Here is a 14678-nt window from a genome sequence, read left to right as displayed (position 1 = left end):
ACATACGCTTTAAGATGGAAATGGACATCAGAACCTGTAGCGGATGCCTTCGGGATGCTGCATTGCTATACAATAATAGCCTTTGCCGTATTCTGCGAGTTTTAATCGGCCAAATTTCCTTAAATCTCTCCTGCCCAATCATCGTCATTACTTCCCCGGTTAACAATAACAGAGACGATCCATAATAAAGTCCCGGTCAGCAATAGCTCTTTATGCTGCTCGGGAATGGCGTCAGCCGAATGGCTCACTATCCGCAGTACGTCAAAGATCAACAGGCAGATCATCGTGGAGACGATCAGTGTTCTAAATAAAAAAAACTTATCCATCATTCCATTTCCTCCAGGTTCTTTAAGCGAAAAATCTCTTTTGCGATCAATGTACAATTGTAAGCCAATTCATGCAGTGTGCAGCAGATGGTTTTGACCTTTACCGGCAGTTCACCGACGGTTTCCATGAGGTCAATATGTAAAAGGCAAGAATCTTTTAAATTTTGGTTGCCTTTTAACTGGCTGAATAACCCATAAGCGGTACCGCGGTCGTCACCGAAGAAGTACTGTCCATAGTCGACAAAACCACGCGGTGTCTTCAGGCTTAACAAGATATAGAATTCTGTTTTCATAGCAGTTATAATGAAAGAGCCATCACAAGAGGAACACTTGTCTTTTTAACGCTGGCGCATATCAGATGCTGTCCTGTTAAATGCAGTCATTTAGCCGTGTGTTTGGGCGTCAGCAGGGGCGGTTAAGCCGAATAACTTTAAATTTAAAGTCCTACTATAATTAAACTGACCTCTTGTTACATCCTGAAAAAGGCCGCCATGACGGCAGCCTTTTCGGATATATGATGGAATCGGTTATTTTATCTCGATCTGCCTACGTATGTTTTTCGCTTCTTCACGTTTGGCAATATCGATGCGGAGGATACCATCGGTATAACTTGCGTTGATCTGGCTGTCATCCGCGCTTTCCGGCAGCGTAAAGGAACGCACGAAAGAATTGTAGCTGTATTCGCGCTTGCTGTAATTTTTCTGGTTGTCTTCCTGATTGGCGGTTTGCTCAACAGCAATGTTCAGCACGTTGCGTTCCAGGTTCAGTTTGAAATCTTCTTTCTTCAGGCCCGGCGCAGCCAGTTCCACATGATAGTTGTTTTCCGTTTCGCTGATGTTGACAGCAGGTACGCGGGTTACCATACGGTCATTGAAAAAAGTGTCATTAAAAATAGAATCGAACACGTCACTAAAACCTGGTAATAGTGAACTGTTTCTTTTGTCGGGATTAAATTTAACTAATGTCATAATTTTTTCTTTTAATTGATTTTAAAGGATCAAACCATTTATTTATTAAACTTAAGAACGATTGTCCGACAGTGTTACTACAAGTGAAATGCCAAAGCCGGAAATGGAATTAAAACTGAAATTCTTGCAGCTAGCATCTGAAAAAATTACAGCTTCGCTGCCAGATTTTCAGATGCCAGACCTCTTTCAAAGGCTTAAAACTTTTCTGTGTTTTTAAGGTTATTATTAGATTAAATCAAACAGCAAGAGCCACTGAACAGATAATGCCGTTTTCTGGCCGCTCGAATTCTAATGACCAGACTTCAGCATTCACAAGAGTTATCAACCCTGCAATCTATATTTGAAGGCATTGACGACGCGATATTTTGCCATGACCTTGATATGCGGATTACCCATTGGAATCCAGCAGCTGAACGGTTATTCGGCTATAGTCATGAGGAAATAATCGATGAATCTGTTTACCTCCTGATCCCGGAAAACCGACAGCAGGAAAAAAGTGATATCATGCGTGATATTATAGAGGGGAAGCAGATCGGGCAATTTAAAACAATTCGCAGAACCAGGGAAGGTGTTGAAATCCCCGTGTCTATAACTATTTCGCCTATCAGAGACCAGGAGGGACAGGTTATAGGATCATCACAGGTTGCCCGCAGCATCATTGAAGAAAATACTGCCGAAGAAAAGCAGGCCAGGCTGGCTGCCATTGTTGCCAGTTCGGACGATGCCATTGTCGGTAAAAGTCTGCAGGGCATCATCACCAGCTGGAATATCGGCGCGGAAAAAATGTTTGGCTATACGGAGCAGGAGGCCATTGGTCAGCATATTTCATTACTAATACCGCCGGAACGCCTGGATGAAGAAGACATTATTATCGGAAACATTCGTGCCGGAAAAAAAGTTGATCATTTCCAGACTATTCGCAGAACCAAAGGGGGGCAGCAGTTGCACATATCACTAACGGTGTCTCCCATCCTCAACAAAGCGGGCGAAATCATTGGAGCCTCCAAAATAGCCAGGAACATTACAGCGCAGAAAGAAGCGGAGCGGTCCATCGTTAAAAGTATGGAGCGTTTGGAAATCCTTAATTCGATCAGTAAAAGTATTAACGAGGACCTTGATCTGCAACACATCTTACAAAGAGTGACCGATGCTACTACCAGGCTTACCGGCGCGAATTTCGGTGCCTTCTTCTATAACCGGGTAGACCAGGCCGGCGAATCCTATTGGCTTTATACCATTTCCGGGGTGCCAAGGACGGCTTTCGAGAACTTCCCTATGCCCCGCAACACAGCTATTTTTCATCCGACCTTTAGCGGCGAGGGCATAGTCCGGGTTGATGACATTACGAAAGATCCCCGTTATGGAAAAAATTCGCCATATTTTGGTATGCCCGAAGGCCACTTACCGGTTGTGAGCTACCTGGCGGTTCCGGTTATTACTCATTCGGGCGTGGTTATCGGCGGCCTTTTCTTTGGTCACCAGCAGGCTGGCATTTTTAAAGAAGAGCATGAGGACCTGGTTGTTACCGTAGCTTCACAGGCTGCCGTTGCCATAGATAATTCCAGGCTCTTTGAGGAAGTGAAGGATCTGAGCAATAAGAAAGATGAATTTATCGCCCTGGCCTCCCATGAGCTTAAGACGCCACTGACTTCGATGAGCGGTTTTTTGCAGATATTAGAAAGAACGGTTCCGGATGGCATTGCCAAAAGTTTTGCAGAAAAGGCGCTGAAGCAATTGGCCAAGCTCAACGAGCTGGTCAATGACCTGTTTGATATATCTAAAATCCAGGCAGGTAAACTACAGTTGAATTTTGAACCTTTTGATCTTTCTGATCTTTTGAACGAGATTACTGATACGTTTGAGCAGACCCACCCCCATTATAATTTGAAAGTATCAGCAGACGAAGAGCTTATCGTGTCAGGTGATAAAATGCGATTGGAACAGGTGCTCACCAATTTACTTGGAAATGCCGTGAAGTATGCGCCGGACGCCAGGGAGGTAAGCATGATTGCTATCAGGACCGGGAGTGAGGTTCGCATCTCTGTGAAGGACCAGGGCCCTGGTATTTTGCCTGAAAACCAGCAGCACATTTTTAGCCAGTTTTACCGTGTAAAAGAACAGGAACGAAAGACCTCGGGGCTCGGCTTGGGACTTTATATATCCAAGGACATTATTGACCGGCACGGCGGGAGGATCTGGGTAGAAAGCACCCCGGGTTATGGATCGACATTTACATTTTCTCTACCAGCTTTTACAAGCTAAAAGAACCGTATAGACGTATATCACATATAATTGAAATTGTATGTCCACGAAAAAAGTGTTTGTTGCTGAAGACGATGAGGACATTAGGTTACTCATTGATTATATCCTAAAAGATGATCTTTACCAGGTGCAGCTGTTTCCAGATGTAAACACGCTTAAGAAGGGCCTCTCCCTGGAATTACCGGATTTAATTGTACTTGATATTATGCTGCCCGACGGCGACGGCGTCGAAATCTGCCGGCAACTGAAGGAGGATGCAGCAACCGCTCATATTCCGGTTCTGCTGATGTCAGCACACCGAAGCCAGAGGGAAATCCAGGGAAATACCCATAGCGACGGATTTATTAGCAAGCCTTTTGACATCAATCGATTCAAGGCGAAGATTGATGCATATATGATGGCTTCGTGACCCTGGAATACGGACGCAAATACTGAATATAATATAAATTGTTGTGTCGAGGATTCTTGCTTTGATTAATTCGACCCATGGCTTATAATAGGTATAGTTGCCGTTGGCAGCGTCAGCAAAAACGTTGATCCTTTACCCTCAATGCTTTCCACCTGTATCCGGCCGTTATGGTCATCCATCACCTGCCGGCACAAGTACAGGCCAATACCAAAACCCGATGTGTTGGTGGTGAATTTATTACGGACGCGGTAAAATTTTTCAAAAAGATGCTCCTGGTCCGCAAGCGAAATTCCATAACCTTCATCCCGTACGGATATCTTTACCTCGTCGCCTTCCTTATAGCATCTGATTTCAATGCTGCGGCCTTGGGTAGAAAATTTGGTTGCATTACTGAGTATGTTGAGCAGGACAGAGCCAATCTTTTCTCTGTCGGCATACACCAGGATCTCTTCGCAAAGGGTAATGTCTATCAAATGTGTGCGGTTGGCGGTGAAGACTACCTGGTCTACCATCTCTTTTACCAGTTCACTGATGTAAAAATGATTGCAATCCATATCTATTTTACCGGATTGGAAACGGGCAACATCGAGGAAACTATTGATCAATACGTTCATTTTTTTGATCTGCCCATATGCTTTATCTATTCCTCCGGGGATGAGCGCTTCAGTATCATGTTCAAATTTGAGCTTGAGCAGTTGAATCATTGCACTAAGGGTCGTCAGCGGTGTTTTCAGCTCATGGCTGACGATACTGATAAAGTCATCCTTGCGCAGCTCTTCCAGTTTTCTATCTGTAATGTCGAGCACAGAGCCGATAAACCGTACAGCAACATCTTCGGTGTTGAAAAATACTTTTCCAATGGCCCTTATCCAGCGCAATTTGCCATCCGTTGCGCCGATGGTGCGATATTCAATATCGTAATCCCCTTTGCTAACCGGTCTGTTATAAAGATTTTCAATCACCTTGCTGACCCTGTCCCGGTCTTCAGGATGCAGTCCGGTTAGAAAGTCGTGACCATAGGATACCCTGTCCTGGTGGGTAATCCCAAATAGCATACGGCAGCGCTCATCCCATTCCATCGTACCATTAACAAGATCCAGGTCGAAGGTCCCCAGTTGCGCTGCTGTCTTGGACAGCCTGGATTGCTCAAGTGCCATTTCAAGTTTTTTGTTAGCATCTTTGAGCTCTTGCATAGCATTACGCTCACCGGTGACATCCTGAAGTGTACCGCTGAACCGTTTTACCTCCTGCTGTTCGGTAAACAGCGCCCGACCTTTTGCTTTAACCAGCCGTGGTTCCTGCAGTTCGGGATTAAGAATAGTATATTCAATATCATATCTGCCACCTGACTCAAAAGACATCGCGCTACTAATAGCATCGATTACCCTTTGCCTGTCCGTTTCTGCTATCACCTCTGTTGCACGCGATAGGGGTAACTCCGAATTTGCAGGTAGCCAAACCAGGATTTCAGGCGTTCATTGCAGGTAAAATGGTTGGTGGCAGGATTAAGGTCCCAGGTACCCAACTCGGCTGCCGTTATTGCAAATTCCAGCTCCGATTTAGCCTGTAGCAGTTCATTAAAGGCATTTACCTTGTTGGTGGTTTCTGTGCAGATTACCAGGACGCCGGTTTTGCTGCACTTATCAAACACTTTACTGTAGCTAAACGTCCAATAAGCATTTCCAATCGGCCATTGCGATAGATGGGGATGAGCTGGTCTTCGTTCCAAACGCTTCCTTCTCCAGAAAGTACCAGATCGATCAGTGGCTTGATCGTAGGCCATGTTTCTTTCCAGCAATCGGCCCCCTCGTTGGCCTAAGGCCCCGGGATGCTTGCCGTTATTTCCCAGGCTGGGTCTGTAGGCGTCATTATAGAACTGAATTAATTGCGGTCCCCACCATAAGAACATTGGGAACCTGGAGTTCAGCATAATACTGATGGTGTTCAGCAGGTTTAGTGACCAGGTATTTGGATCTCCGAGGTCACTGGATGCCCAATCGTAAGACCGGATCAAAGCGCCCATTTCGCCGCCGCCTTCAAAGTATAATTCGTACTTGTTTTCCATATTGGACCGAGTGAAAGCATTTACTGTACTCTAAAAAAGCGAAATTCGTACCCCGAACTGCCAGGGGCAATGGGTTAACGAACTAATACAACATTTGTTTAAACAATTAAAAACTGATCTTTGAGGTAAACCATCGGAAACTGAGACGTTCCTGTACCAGGTACCAAGGAATCAGCGGCTGATCGAACGCCAATATGACTGGCTGCTACAGATGTCGCCGCTTACCTTGCTGTAATAGCTTTCTATAACCAGGAATCCAGATTGCCGGTAACCAAGAAAGTAATTGGCAATTTCTGATAATAGTTCTTAACTTTAATTATTTCCATCGAAACTACATCTAATTCGCTTTCGTGATGCAGGAAACCATAGTTATTCAGGAAACGGACGCAGACGTGATGCGTGCCTTAACAGTTGCACTGGAACTGGAAAATTTTATTATTTGTCCCATCGAAAATTGTGAAAGCGATTATATTAATTTAATCGATCAGGCACGGCCGCATCTCGTTATGCTGGACTACAAACTTTCCGGGGATACCTGCGCTGAGATGTGCCGGGCGATAAAATCTAGATTTCCTTACCTTCCGGTGATTGCGATGAGTTGCAACAGCAATATTCATGAACACTACGATAAAGCCGGGTTTGACGCCTATATCAGGAAGCCTTTTGATCTGGACCTTTTATATCTTATAGTTCACAAGTATGTAAACAAGTCAGAAAAAGAATAAAAGCGGCGTAACGCACACCTAAAGTGGGATGGTAAACCAGAAGGTACTCCCGGAACCGACTTTGCTATCCACCCCTATCGTTCCACCATGCCTTTTGATGATCTCAGAACTGATAAATAGTCCAAGTCCAAGCCCGGTATATCGAGTATCCAATTTACCCGCCTGATAATGGCGATTAAACAGAAGAGAAAGCTTAGCTTCAGGTATCCCCGGTCCATAGTCTGTAACCGATACTTTTGCTGCCGCCCCGGTCTTTTCGATATTGATATTAACTTTCCGGGCGTTTGGCGCATATTTAATGGCATTGCTCAGGAAATTAATAATGACCCTTTCAATGCGTTCGGCATCGGCAGTAACCATCAGGTCTGAACGGCCGCTAATGTCTACATCATGGGAACCTTCGAGACGCAAATGTCCACTGGATTCTTCGATAACCCTGTATAAATTAAATGTCGTCTTTTTCAAGTTAAGTTGATCCTGGTGTGTCTTACTAGCATTTAACAGATCATCAACCAGGACAACAATTTTATCCACACTTCGATTGGACTGGGCTACTAATGCTTTTAGCCTATCTGGTAAGTCTTCCTGCATCCTGGCAAGAAGCTGAAGGGATGTTTTCAAGCTGGTAATCGGCGTCTTGAGTTCATGACTGGCGATACTTATAAAATCGTCTTTGTGCCGCTCGGTTAGTTTATCCCTTGTGATATCTGCTATTGTTCCCAATATTTTGTCGGCATTACCGGAAGGATCATCTTCTATTGTGCCTTGAAAATTCACCCATTTAAGCGATCCATCCTTTGTTATAAGCCGTAATTGAAGATCCACGGATTTATGGTCGGGCAGTGATCGGATTGCCGACAAGAACTTAGGGCGGTCTTCCTCCCATATCAGTGGCAGATAACTTTCAATTGTCCATTTTGGCTGCAGCTTGTCATAGCCAAATAGCTCGTCATGTCCTTCGGAACGGTGAACCGCATTGTTTTTTAATGACATTTGCCAAACTGCCATTTTTGAATACTTCAAAGCCATGTTCAACCGTTTTTGACTTTCTTCGAAATCTTTCAGCCCGGTAATGTCATCGAGAACGGTGAACCCATAAGTTTCGCCCCGGTCCTCAAAAAGGATAGTCGTAACGTTTACCCATACCAAGGATTTGTCTTTTTTATAAAGGCAGGCCTGGAGTTTAAAAAAAGGGACCTCATTTGACCATAATTCCATTTGTAGCTCATGCCAATGCTTGCGATAGTCTTCACAGGCATGTTCCAGTATCTTGGTTCCCTCAATTTCACTTGCGCTGTATCCCATTAATTCTGCCAGTGCGTCATTGACCTTTAAAATGGTCAGATCTCGCGCAATTATCTTGCTGGCTGCACTGGTACGTTTAAATATGGTATTAAATTTATCGTCGCATTCCCGAAATCTTTTTTCGAAATCCTTGGGATCTGTTTTCTGTTGCATAGACAAACGATTTATCAACTTCTAGTAAACACGTTTAGACCCTAAAGTGTTTGATACCAACCGAAGCATCATCTCTATCCTTACCCAACCTATAAGAAGATTAATTTATAGATTAAAAGCTCTTTTAACAAGGTTGTCTTACCTGATTGCTGGGGAAACCAGTGACACTTAAAACAGGAAATTTTGCTTGTTGGGTCTTGATAGGTGCTATCTGTCTTTGTATAAATTTGCTCATCTGTTATAAAATACAGATGGGTTTACAATTTCCATGGTGAAAACTTTCAATTACATAACTTTAATTGGCAATATACATGAAAATAAAAAGCTCCTCTAGGTAATCTATGCATAAAAGAGCAATATACTGCACTTTTTGCTTGGCTTCTTTGCAAAACCTGAAGTCGACATTAAAAAGTGCATTGTACTACACTTTTTAATGTCCTTACAATTATAAATAATATATTTGTAATAAATAGAGCAACATAATGCACTTTGAAAAACTTATAAAGATGATAAAGGAGCGGCGGGAGTCACTCCAGGTTACACAAGAAACGCTGGCAGAATTGTCGGGCGTGGGATTGAGAACCGTCAAGCAATTCGAAAGCGGGAAAGGAAATCCAACCATAATAACATTGCAAAAACTTGGAGATGCATTAGGCCTCGAAATAACCATGAAAATAAAGACGAAATCGAATAATTAATGAGAACGGCACAAGTATTATTTAAAGATGAAGCAGCCGGTACATTAACCCAGCATGACGATGGATCGTTCTCATTTGCGTATGATCCTTCCTGGGTCGACGACCCAGGCAAAGCGGCCATTAGCCTTACCTTGCCAAAGAGGCACCAAGCATATCACTCCGAATTTCTTTTCCCCTTTTTTTATAATATGCTGCCGGAAGGCTCCAATAAGCAGGTCGTATGTAAACTCAACCGCCTGGACCGGGATGATTATTTCGGGTTATTGATCACTATTGCAAAAAACGATACCATCGGCGCGGTAACCATACATAAAATTGACAACGAATGAGTATACCAGAAATTGAATATTGCCCCGGCACATTAGCGCCCGGTTACGATACCTATAGCCGTACTTGTCTCGTCCGGGTTTTCAATGGCAAAAAGGTCAGCCACATTCTACCTTACGATTCTCCCGCTTCTAATCCGGAAACTGATGAATTATTTGAAGAAAACAGGAAACGAATGTCCATCTCAGGTGTACAGGAGAAATTCTCGGTCTTGCTGGAAAAGAACAAACTTAGGCTGATTAGCGAGGGGGAGCGTGGAAAATATATTCTTAAACCGATTCCAAATGCTGGCCGAAAATCAGATCAGATGCCGGCAAATGAGCATGTAACGATGCAAATCGCCCGCCAGGTCTACGGTATTGAAACCGCCGAGAATGCTCTGATTTTTTTTAAAAATGGCGCGCCTGCATATATTACCAAACGGTTCGACGTTAAGCCGGATGGCAGCAAACTGGCGCAAGATGATTTTGCTTCGCTTGCAGGCAGAACACCGCAAACGCACGGTGAACATTATAAATACGAAGGAAATTACCTTGAGCTATTCCAACTGATGGAAAAATTCGTACCGGCATATAAACTCGAAGCGCCAAAGCTACTGAAACTATTAATTTTCAATTATTTATTCTCGAATGGAGATGCTCACTTTAAGAATTTCTCGTTACTGGAAACGCCGCTTGGCGATTACCGTCTCAGCCCTGCTTATGATCTGTTGAATAGTCGTGCCCATATAAGCGACCGGGACTTCGCACTTGATGACGGTCTATTGCCAAAAAACATGGCACAAGGTAAATTAAGCCATCAATTCAGTGTGTTGGCCAGGGAAGCAGGTATCGCGGAAAAAGTATTTAATGAAATGATGGAATTAATGGTTTCACAATCAGATGCTGTTGAGCGGTTCACGTTTTCCTCGTTCTTAGACGAAACCGCAAAACGACACTACTGGCAATCCTATCAAGGCCGGCTCAAACAATTACAAAAGAAATAGGGAAATACTAAAGAAAAGAAAGTATTCGCTCAAGTTTGTAGCCAAGCTTTTGTGCGGTAGCTCAAAGGAAAGGCGCCGTACCAACGCAGGAGGGTTTAGGCTATCCGCGTATTCCCGGCATCTTTTTTCAAGCGCAGATCAAAGGCTGGGAAGCTGTTACCAAAGCTGTGTATGAGGGCGGCTCTAAGATATTTCTGCAATTAATGCATATCGGTCGAATTGCCCATACTGCTAATCTGCCGGAGGGATTCCGGCCGGTAGGTATGTCCGATAACAAAGCCGCACAATTCGCCGAAGAGTTTAAGAACAGGTACAAAACAGGCTTAAAAACCAGCTTTTAAAAAATAGGATGATCAAAACTGAAAGCCCGCTTAATCAACTAATTCCTCTATCTCAGGGTTAAATCATGCTGACGCCGTTTGAAGTGTTGGCAGGAACTCTCCGGCATCCTGGCAGGTGCCGGAAAGTTTACAATAAACAGTGTTGATCAATGTAAGCCGGACCCGATGACCAGCATTCGACCTGTTTGATTATACTTAAACTTCATTATATAAATTGAATTATTCGCTCCTCAGGCTCTTTACAGGGTTAGCCAGTGCCGCTTTTATAGCCTTGTAACCTACACTTGTCCAGGCAATTATCACTGAGACTAATATCGCGACGATAAAAATATCCGGCCCGATGTTGATCCGATAGGTATAATCCTGTAGCCATCTATGCATGAAATAGTAACCTATGGGGGCCGAAATGGCAAACGCAATGACAATAAGCAGTGTAAACTCTTTGGAGAACAGGTACACGATATGCCCTACGGAAGCACCTAAAGTTTTGCGTATCCCTACTTCTTTAGTACGTTGAACAGCCATAAACGATACTAAGCCATATAAACCAAGACAGGAAATAAATATGGCTATGCCAGCGAATATTTTATAAAGCGTAGATAATTCATCTTCATTCCTATAAAAATCCGCTATTGTTTTATCGAGGAATTGATATTCGTACACACCTTCCGGGTATGTTTTGTTCCACAGGTGCTCAATACCAACAAGTGTCTGTTTCACGTGCTCGGTTTGGATTTTGATATTCAGCTTCGAATACTGTCTTTTCCAGGGCCCCATCAAAACCGGTGGTATAGCGTTACGGAGCGAGCCCACATTATAATCTTTCACTACACCGGTAATCTGCGCATTCAAGATCTTTTTATCCCATAACATAATGTATTTGCCTATGGCCTGTCTCGGGTCGGTAATTCCAAGCATGTGTATTAATCTCTCATTAACTACATAGCCAGATACGGTATCTGATTTATTATAAGGGCTGCCCGCCAAAAATTGAATATCGTATAACCTAAAATACTCCGGATCGGCCCATTTAAGGCATGCGGCAAAATCAACAGGTTTGGGCGAGTTGTTGAATTTAAAATCACTGTACCAATCATTATTATCCGAAGGGCCGAACAAACTAATACTAATGTCTTTGATTCCCGGTTGCTCCAGCAGCTGGCCTTTCAGTACATCAACTCTTGATCTGCCAATGCTATCGGCAGGGAAAGGAACTGTGATCACGGCATCTTTGTTAAATCCGAGGGATTTATTTTTGAAATAATTCATTTGGTAAATGAGCACGAGGGTACCGATTACCAGGAACTGTGCGATACAGAACTGCGCCACTACCAATACCCTGCGCAGGGAAATTCCACTTGCCCTACTGGCGCTGATCCTGTTTCTTAACGCCTCTATTGGATTAAATCCAGATAACACGAGCGCCGGGTAGGAGCCGGCCAAAAGTGTAACACCGATGACGACACTCACTAAAAACAAAATTACCATCGGATCGGCCAGGAAGGCGGCGCTTAGCTGGACCTCGAGCAGATTGTTTAACATAGGCAAGACCACCATTGCGATTATAGTAGCCAATACAACAGCAGACGAAGTTATGATCAAGGTTTCGGTAATAAATTGCAATACCAGTTGGTAACGGTTGCTGCCCAAAACTTTACGCACGCCAACCTCTTTAGACCTGTTTACGGCCTGGGCTGTAGCCAGGTTGATAAAGTTTACACAAGCTATAACGAGCAGGAACAAGCCGATCAAACTGATCGCACTGATCAATTCCTTGCTGAAAGTGCGACCGCTGTAAACACCCGTTTCAGTACTATAATGCATATCTTTCAATGGCTGTAATTGAAAGATCTCATTTTTATTATAGGGCGCTGGCACATGTTTTTTCGCCAACGTTGCCAGGGCGGTGTTAAACTGCTTCTCATTTACATCGTAGGGTAAAATCATATAACAATTCCTGCTTCCGAAAGTGCTTACCCAATCCTGCATACTGCGATTAAAATCGCCGCCTTGTCCGGTGACTGTAGCCCAGGAAATAGCGAGTCTCATGGGGAAATCAGTATTGGGTGGGGTATTCTCTAAAATGCCGGTCACTTTCAGGTCCCGCTGATTTTCGTACCTTATTGTTTTGCCCATCGCCTTATGCCAGTCGCCAAAGAATTTATCGGCTTCATCGCGGGATAAAACAACGGTATTAGGCTCCGCCAAAGCGGTGTTTTTATCTCCAGCCAGCCACTTGAAATCAAAGATTTCAAAAAAACCAGGATCAGCATAATACGCGAGGTCTTCTTTAAACTTTTTCAATTGTCCTCCATCACGCTCATTGCCCACCATGTAATGCGATCCGCCATTTTGAAAGATATTCCCCAGCTGCTTTATCTGTGGGAAGTCAATCTTTATGCCATCAGCTAAGGGCATTGGTGTTCCGGAACCCGCATGTGACCCGTCAGGGCCGTTTCGCACTAATACTACGCGATAAATGCGGTCCTTATTAGTATGAAAGTCATCGAAACTAGTTTCGTATTGAACAACTAAAAATATGAGCAGGCAAGCTGCAATGCCTATCGCCAGACCCGCTATGTTGATGGTGGTATAACTTTTATGACGTACCAGGGTGCGCCAGGCGATCTTGAAATAATTTTTAAACATACCGTTCCGATTGGATTTCTTAACGGCCCGCTGCTGAGCCGTTTCCTGGTTTAAAATTACTCCGGCGAAACGTGGCTGTCGTTCCATATTATAATACGGTCGCTCTTTTTGTAGCTCAAGTTTATACACTGCCGGGCTTTTTCCGGTCATTTGTTTAAAAGTTCGGTTGAAATTGGTCTTTGAACTAAATCCGGACTCAAATGCTATGCCGAGCAAGGTCAGGTGGCCATAAGCTGGATCCTGCATTTTCCGGATCACTTCTGCAACTCTGAATTCATTAACAAAATCACTAAAGCTTTTTTTCAATACTGTGTTAACTATGCGGGATAATTCATGGTGCGGAAGATTTAATTTTTCAGCGAGCAAGGGCAAATTAAGCTCGGGGTCCTGGTAATACATGTTTGTTTTCATGGACTTCTTGAGCCAAATGCCCTTTTGTTTCGATTCTGGCGGCGGTGCCGGTTTAAAAACAGGAGTTGTAGCTGAGCGCAACAAAGTTTTAGTCCTCTTGAAAGTAACGGCTGCTGTATAAATAGTCAGCATCACTAAAAGCAGGTATAACGGATAATAGGCGTGGATACCTAACTGGCGGTGATAATAAAAATAGTCTGCGGTAGCAAAAGACATCCAAAATAGCCCAAGCAGGCTGAACCCGATTACCAGGCGATGTAACCACCGCATTTCATATCTATACCGGTCACCATTGTTAAATTGAAGACGCCGATAAAAATTTCGTATCAGCTTGTGGGATGCGTATAGGTATACGAAAACTGAGATCAACAACAATATTTGTAACAAGGGGTTAATCCGGACAAAAGCCGGTGTCTCATAAGTAGCTTTGCCCGTTTTAATACTTTCATTGATCTCCAATAGCTGAACACATAGCTCGAGCAATAACGGAATGAAGTGCAGCAGATCATTAGACTTGAATTTATACGCCGGGCGGGTTATTTTTAATATGTAAAAATAAAAAAGAGGACCAAAAGCCAGCGAAAACTGCAGCGGCATACGGCTCCAATAAGGAATGTAAGTAGCCAGGCGAACATCAATAGCTAACAGTCGGGCAATATACAAAACGATAATGACCAAGGCTATGGCAAAAATTCTGTGTGCGGTCTGTTGTGGCCTTTTGGCGAACCATAAAAGCATGGCACAAGCCAGTCCGACGAAAATAGCTTCCAAAAACACGAAGTCGTAAACGTTGATATGGAATGTATAAGTTTTCAATGTGTACAAAGGACTCAATTCCTGTTCCAAATTTACAATGCTTTAATATTCACCAAGATAAAACGCTTTGGTACGCGGTAACTGTAACACAACCGAACAGCTGGTGTTCGCTTTTACGCTGTTCATTGACCCGTCCTGAAAAGACTATACATTTTGTTAGGTTAATCCTGATTGAACAATACAGCGTTGCATGCTTTCAAACTTCCGGGGTATCCGCCCGTTTTCCAAGATACTTCAC

13 protein-coding genes and 1 pseudogene are annotated in these 14678 nt (G+C 43.6%); 7 read left to right on the top strand and 7 right to left on the bottom strand.

Annotated elements, in window-relative coordinates; translation table 11 throughout:
• Positions 1-119: 119 nt before the first annotated feature.
• From SNE25_RS26445 to SNE25_RS26435, 3 genes are all read right to left on the bottom strand, one after another.
• Complete coding sequence (locus tag SNE25_RS26445) at positions 120-329, bottom strand: hypothetical protein (RefSeq protein WP_321562027.1); 210 nt, start codon at positions 327-329, stop codon at positions 120-122.
• Positions 326-619 carry a hypothetical protein gene (locus tag SNE25_RS26440; protein WP_321562026.1) on the bottom strand — a complete coding sequence of 98 codons (294 nt, stop codon included), beginning with the start codon at positions 617-619 and terminating at the stop codon, positions 326-328. Before SNE25_RS26440 ends, SNE25_RS26445 begins: the two co-directional genes overlap by 4 nt.
• A 234-nt stretch (positions 620-853) precedes the next feature.
• Positions 854-1294 carry an Hsp20/alpha crystallin family protein gene (locus SNE25_RS26435; protein ID WP_321562025.1) on the bottom strand — a complete coding sequence of 147 codons (441 nt, stop codon included), beginning with the start codon at positions 1292-1294 and terminating at the stop codon, positions 854-856.
• 291 nt (positions 1295-1585) lie between these two features.
• On the opposite strand from SNE25_RS26435, the gene SNE25_RS26430 reads away from it, so the two are divergent.
• Positions 1586-3556: a PAS domain S-box protein gene (locus tag SNE25_RS26430; RefSeq protein ID WP_321562024.1), complete on the top strand. Its 1971-nt coding sequence runs from the start codon at positions 1586-1588 to the stop codon at positions 3554-3556.
• A gap of 40 nt (positions 3557-3596) precedes the next feature.
• Entirely contained in the window at positions 3597-3965 is a 369-nt protein-coding gene (locus tag SNE25_RS26425; RefSeq protein ID WP_321562023.1) for a response regulator, read from the top strand.
• A 65-nt stretch (positions 3966-4030) separates the two neighbouring features.
• Here SNE25_RS26425 and SNE25_RS26420 read toward each other — a convergent pair whose 3' ends face one another.
• Entirely contained in the window at positions 4031-5377 is a 1347-nt protein-coding gene (locus tag SNE25_RS26420; protein WP_321562022.1) for a PAS domain-containing sensor histidine kinase, read from the bottom strand.
• Positions 5374-6030 (bottom strand): hypothetical protein, encoded by a 657-nt coding sequence (locus SNE25_RS26415; RefSeq protein ID WP_321562021.1) that lies wholly within the window; start codon positions 6028-6030, stop codon positions 5374-5376. The genes SNE25_RS26420 and SNE25_RS26415 overlap by 4 nt, the downstream gene beginning before the upstream one ends.
• Positions 6031-6383: 353 nt before the next feature.
• Here SNE25_RS26415 and SNE25_RS26410 point away from each other — a divergent pair, with 353 nt between their 5' ends.
• The gene (locus SNE25_RS26410; protein WP_321566251.1) at positions 6384-6755 is read left to right on the top strand and encodes a response regulator; all 372 of its coding nucleotides are present in this window, start codon (positions 6384-6386) and stop codon (positions 6753-6755) included.
• A gap of 18 nt (positions 6756-6773) precedes the next feature.
• On the opposite strand, the gene SNE25_RS26405 is transcribed toward SNE25_RS26410, so the two are convergent.
• Positions 6774-8213 (bottom strand): sensor histidine kinase, encoded by a 1440-nt coding sequence (locus SNE25_RS26405; RefSeq protein ID WP_321562020.1) that lies wholly within the window; start codon positions 8211-8213, stop codon positions 6774-6776.
• A gap of 482 nt (positions 8214-8695) precedes the next feature.
• Between SNE25_RS26405 and SNE25_RS26400 the strand changes: the two genes are divergently transcribed.
• From SNE25_RS26400 to SNE25_RS26385, 4 genes and pseudogenes are all read left to right on the top strand, one after another.
• Positions 8696-8911 carry a helix-turn-helix domain-containing protein gene (locus SNE25_RS26400; protein ID WP_321562019.1) on the top strand — a complete coding sequence of 72 codons (216 nt, stop codon included), beginning with the start codon at positions 8696-8698 and terminating at the stop codon, positions 8909-8911.
• Positions 8911-9240 (top strand): HipA N-terminal domain-containing protein, encoded by a 330-nt coding sequence (locus SNE25_RS26395; RefSeq protein WP_321562018.1) that lies wholly within the window; start codon positions 8911-8913, stop codon positions 9238-9240. Before SNE25_RS26400 ends, SNE25_RS26395 begins: the two co-directional genes overlap by 1 nt.
• A complete protein-coding gene (locus tag SNE25_RS26390) occupies positions 9237-10223 on the top strand; it encodes a type II toxin-antitoxin system HipA family toxin (RefSeq protein WP_321562017.1) in 987 nt (328 codons plus the stop codon). Before SNE25_RS26395 ends, SNE25_RS26390 begins: the two co-directional genes overlap by 4 nt.
• Before the next feature lie 83 nt (positions 10224-10306).
• Positions 10307-10564, top strand: a pseudogene (locus SNE25_RS26385) (oxidoreductase); the annotation flags it as partial.
• 219 nt (positions 10565-10783) lie between these two features.
• Here the strand turns inward: SNE25_RS26385 and SNE25_RS26380 are convergent.
• Complete coding sequence (locus SNE25_RS26380) at positions 10784-14470, bottom strand: ABC transporter permease (protein WP_321562016.1); 3687 nt, start codon at positions 14468-14470, stop codon at positions 10784-10786.
• Positions 14471-14678 lie beyond the last annotated feature (208 nt).

Source organism: Mucilaginibacter sabulilitoris (assembly GCF_034262375.1).
GTDB lineage: Bacteria > Bacteroidota > Bacteroidia > Sphingobacteriales > Sphingobacteriaceae > Mucilaginibacter > Mucilaginibacter sabulilitoris.
This window is presented reverse-complemented; position numbering and strand designations above follow the sequence as displayed.

Bases quoted from the DNA above. Each gene is read 5' to 3' on its own strand.
- SNE25_RS26445 (WP_321562027.1), bottom strand. From the start codon at position 329: ATGATGGATAAGTTTTTTTTATTTAGAACACTGATCGTCTCCACGATG.
- SNE25_RS26440 (WP_321562026.1), bottom strand. From the start codon at position 619: ATGAAAACAGAATTCTATATCTTGTTAAGCCTGAAGACACCGCGTGGT.
- SNE25_RS26435 (WP_321562025.1), bottom strand. From the start codon at position 1,294: ATGACATTAGTTAAATTTAATCCCGACAAAAGAAACAGTTCACTATTA.
- SNE25_RS26430 (WP_321562024.1), top strand. From the start codon at position 1,586: ATGACCAGACTTCAGCATTCACAAGAGTTATCAACCCTGCAATCTATA.
- SNE25_RS26425 (WP_321562023.1), top strand. From the start codon at position 3,597: ATGTCCACGAAAAAAGTGTTTGTTGCTGAAGACGATGAGGACATTAGG.
- SNE25_RS26415 (WP_321562021.1), bottom strand. From the start codon at position 6,030: ATGGAAAACAAGTACGAATTATACTTTGAAGGCGGCGGCGAAATGGGC.
- SNE25_RS26410 (WP_321566251.1), top strand. From the start codon at position 6,384: ATGCAGGAAACCATAGTTATTCAGGAAACGGACGCAGACGTGATGCGT.
- SNE25_RS26405 (WP_321562020.1), bottom strand. From the start codon at position 8,213: ATGCAACAGAAAACAGATCCCAAGGATTTCGAAAAAAGATTTCGGGAA.
- SNE25_RS26400 (WP_321562019.1), top strand. From the start codon at position 8,696: ATGCACTTTGAAAAACTTATAAAGATGATAAAGGAGCGGCGGGAGTCA.
- SNE25_RS26395 (WP_321562018.1), top strand. From the start codon at position 8,911: ATGAGAACGGCACAAGTATTATTTAAAGATGAAGCAGCCGGTACATTA.
- SNE25_RS26390 (WP_321562017.1), top strand. From the start codon at position 9,237: ATGAGTATACCAGAAATTGAATATTGCCCCGGCACATTAGCGCCCGGT.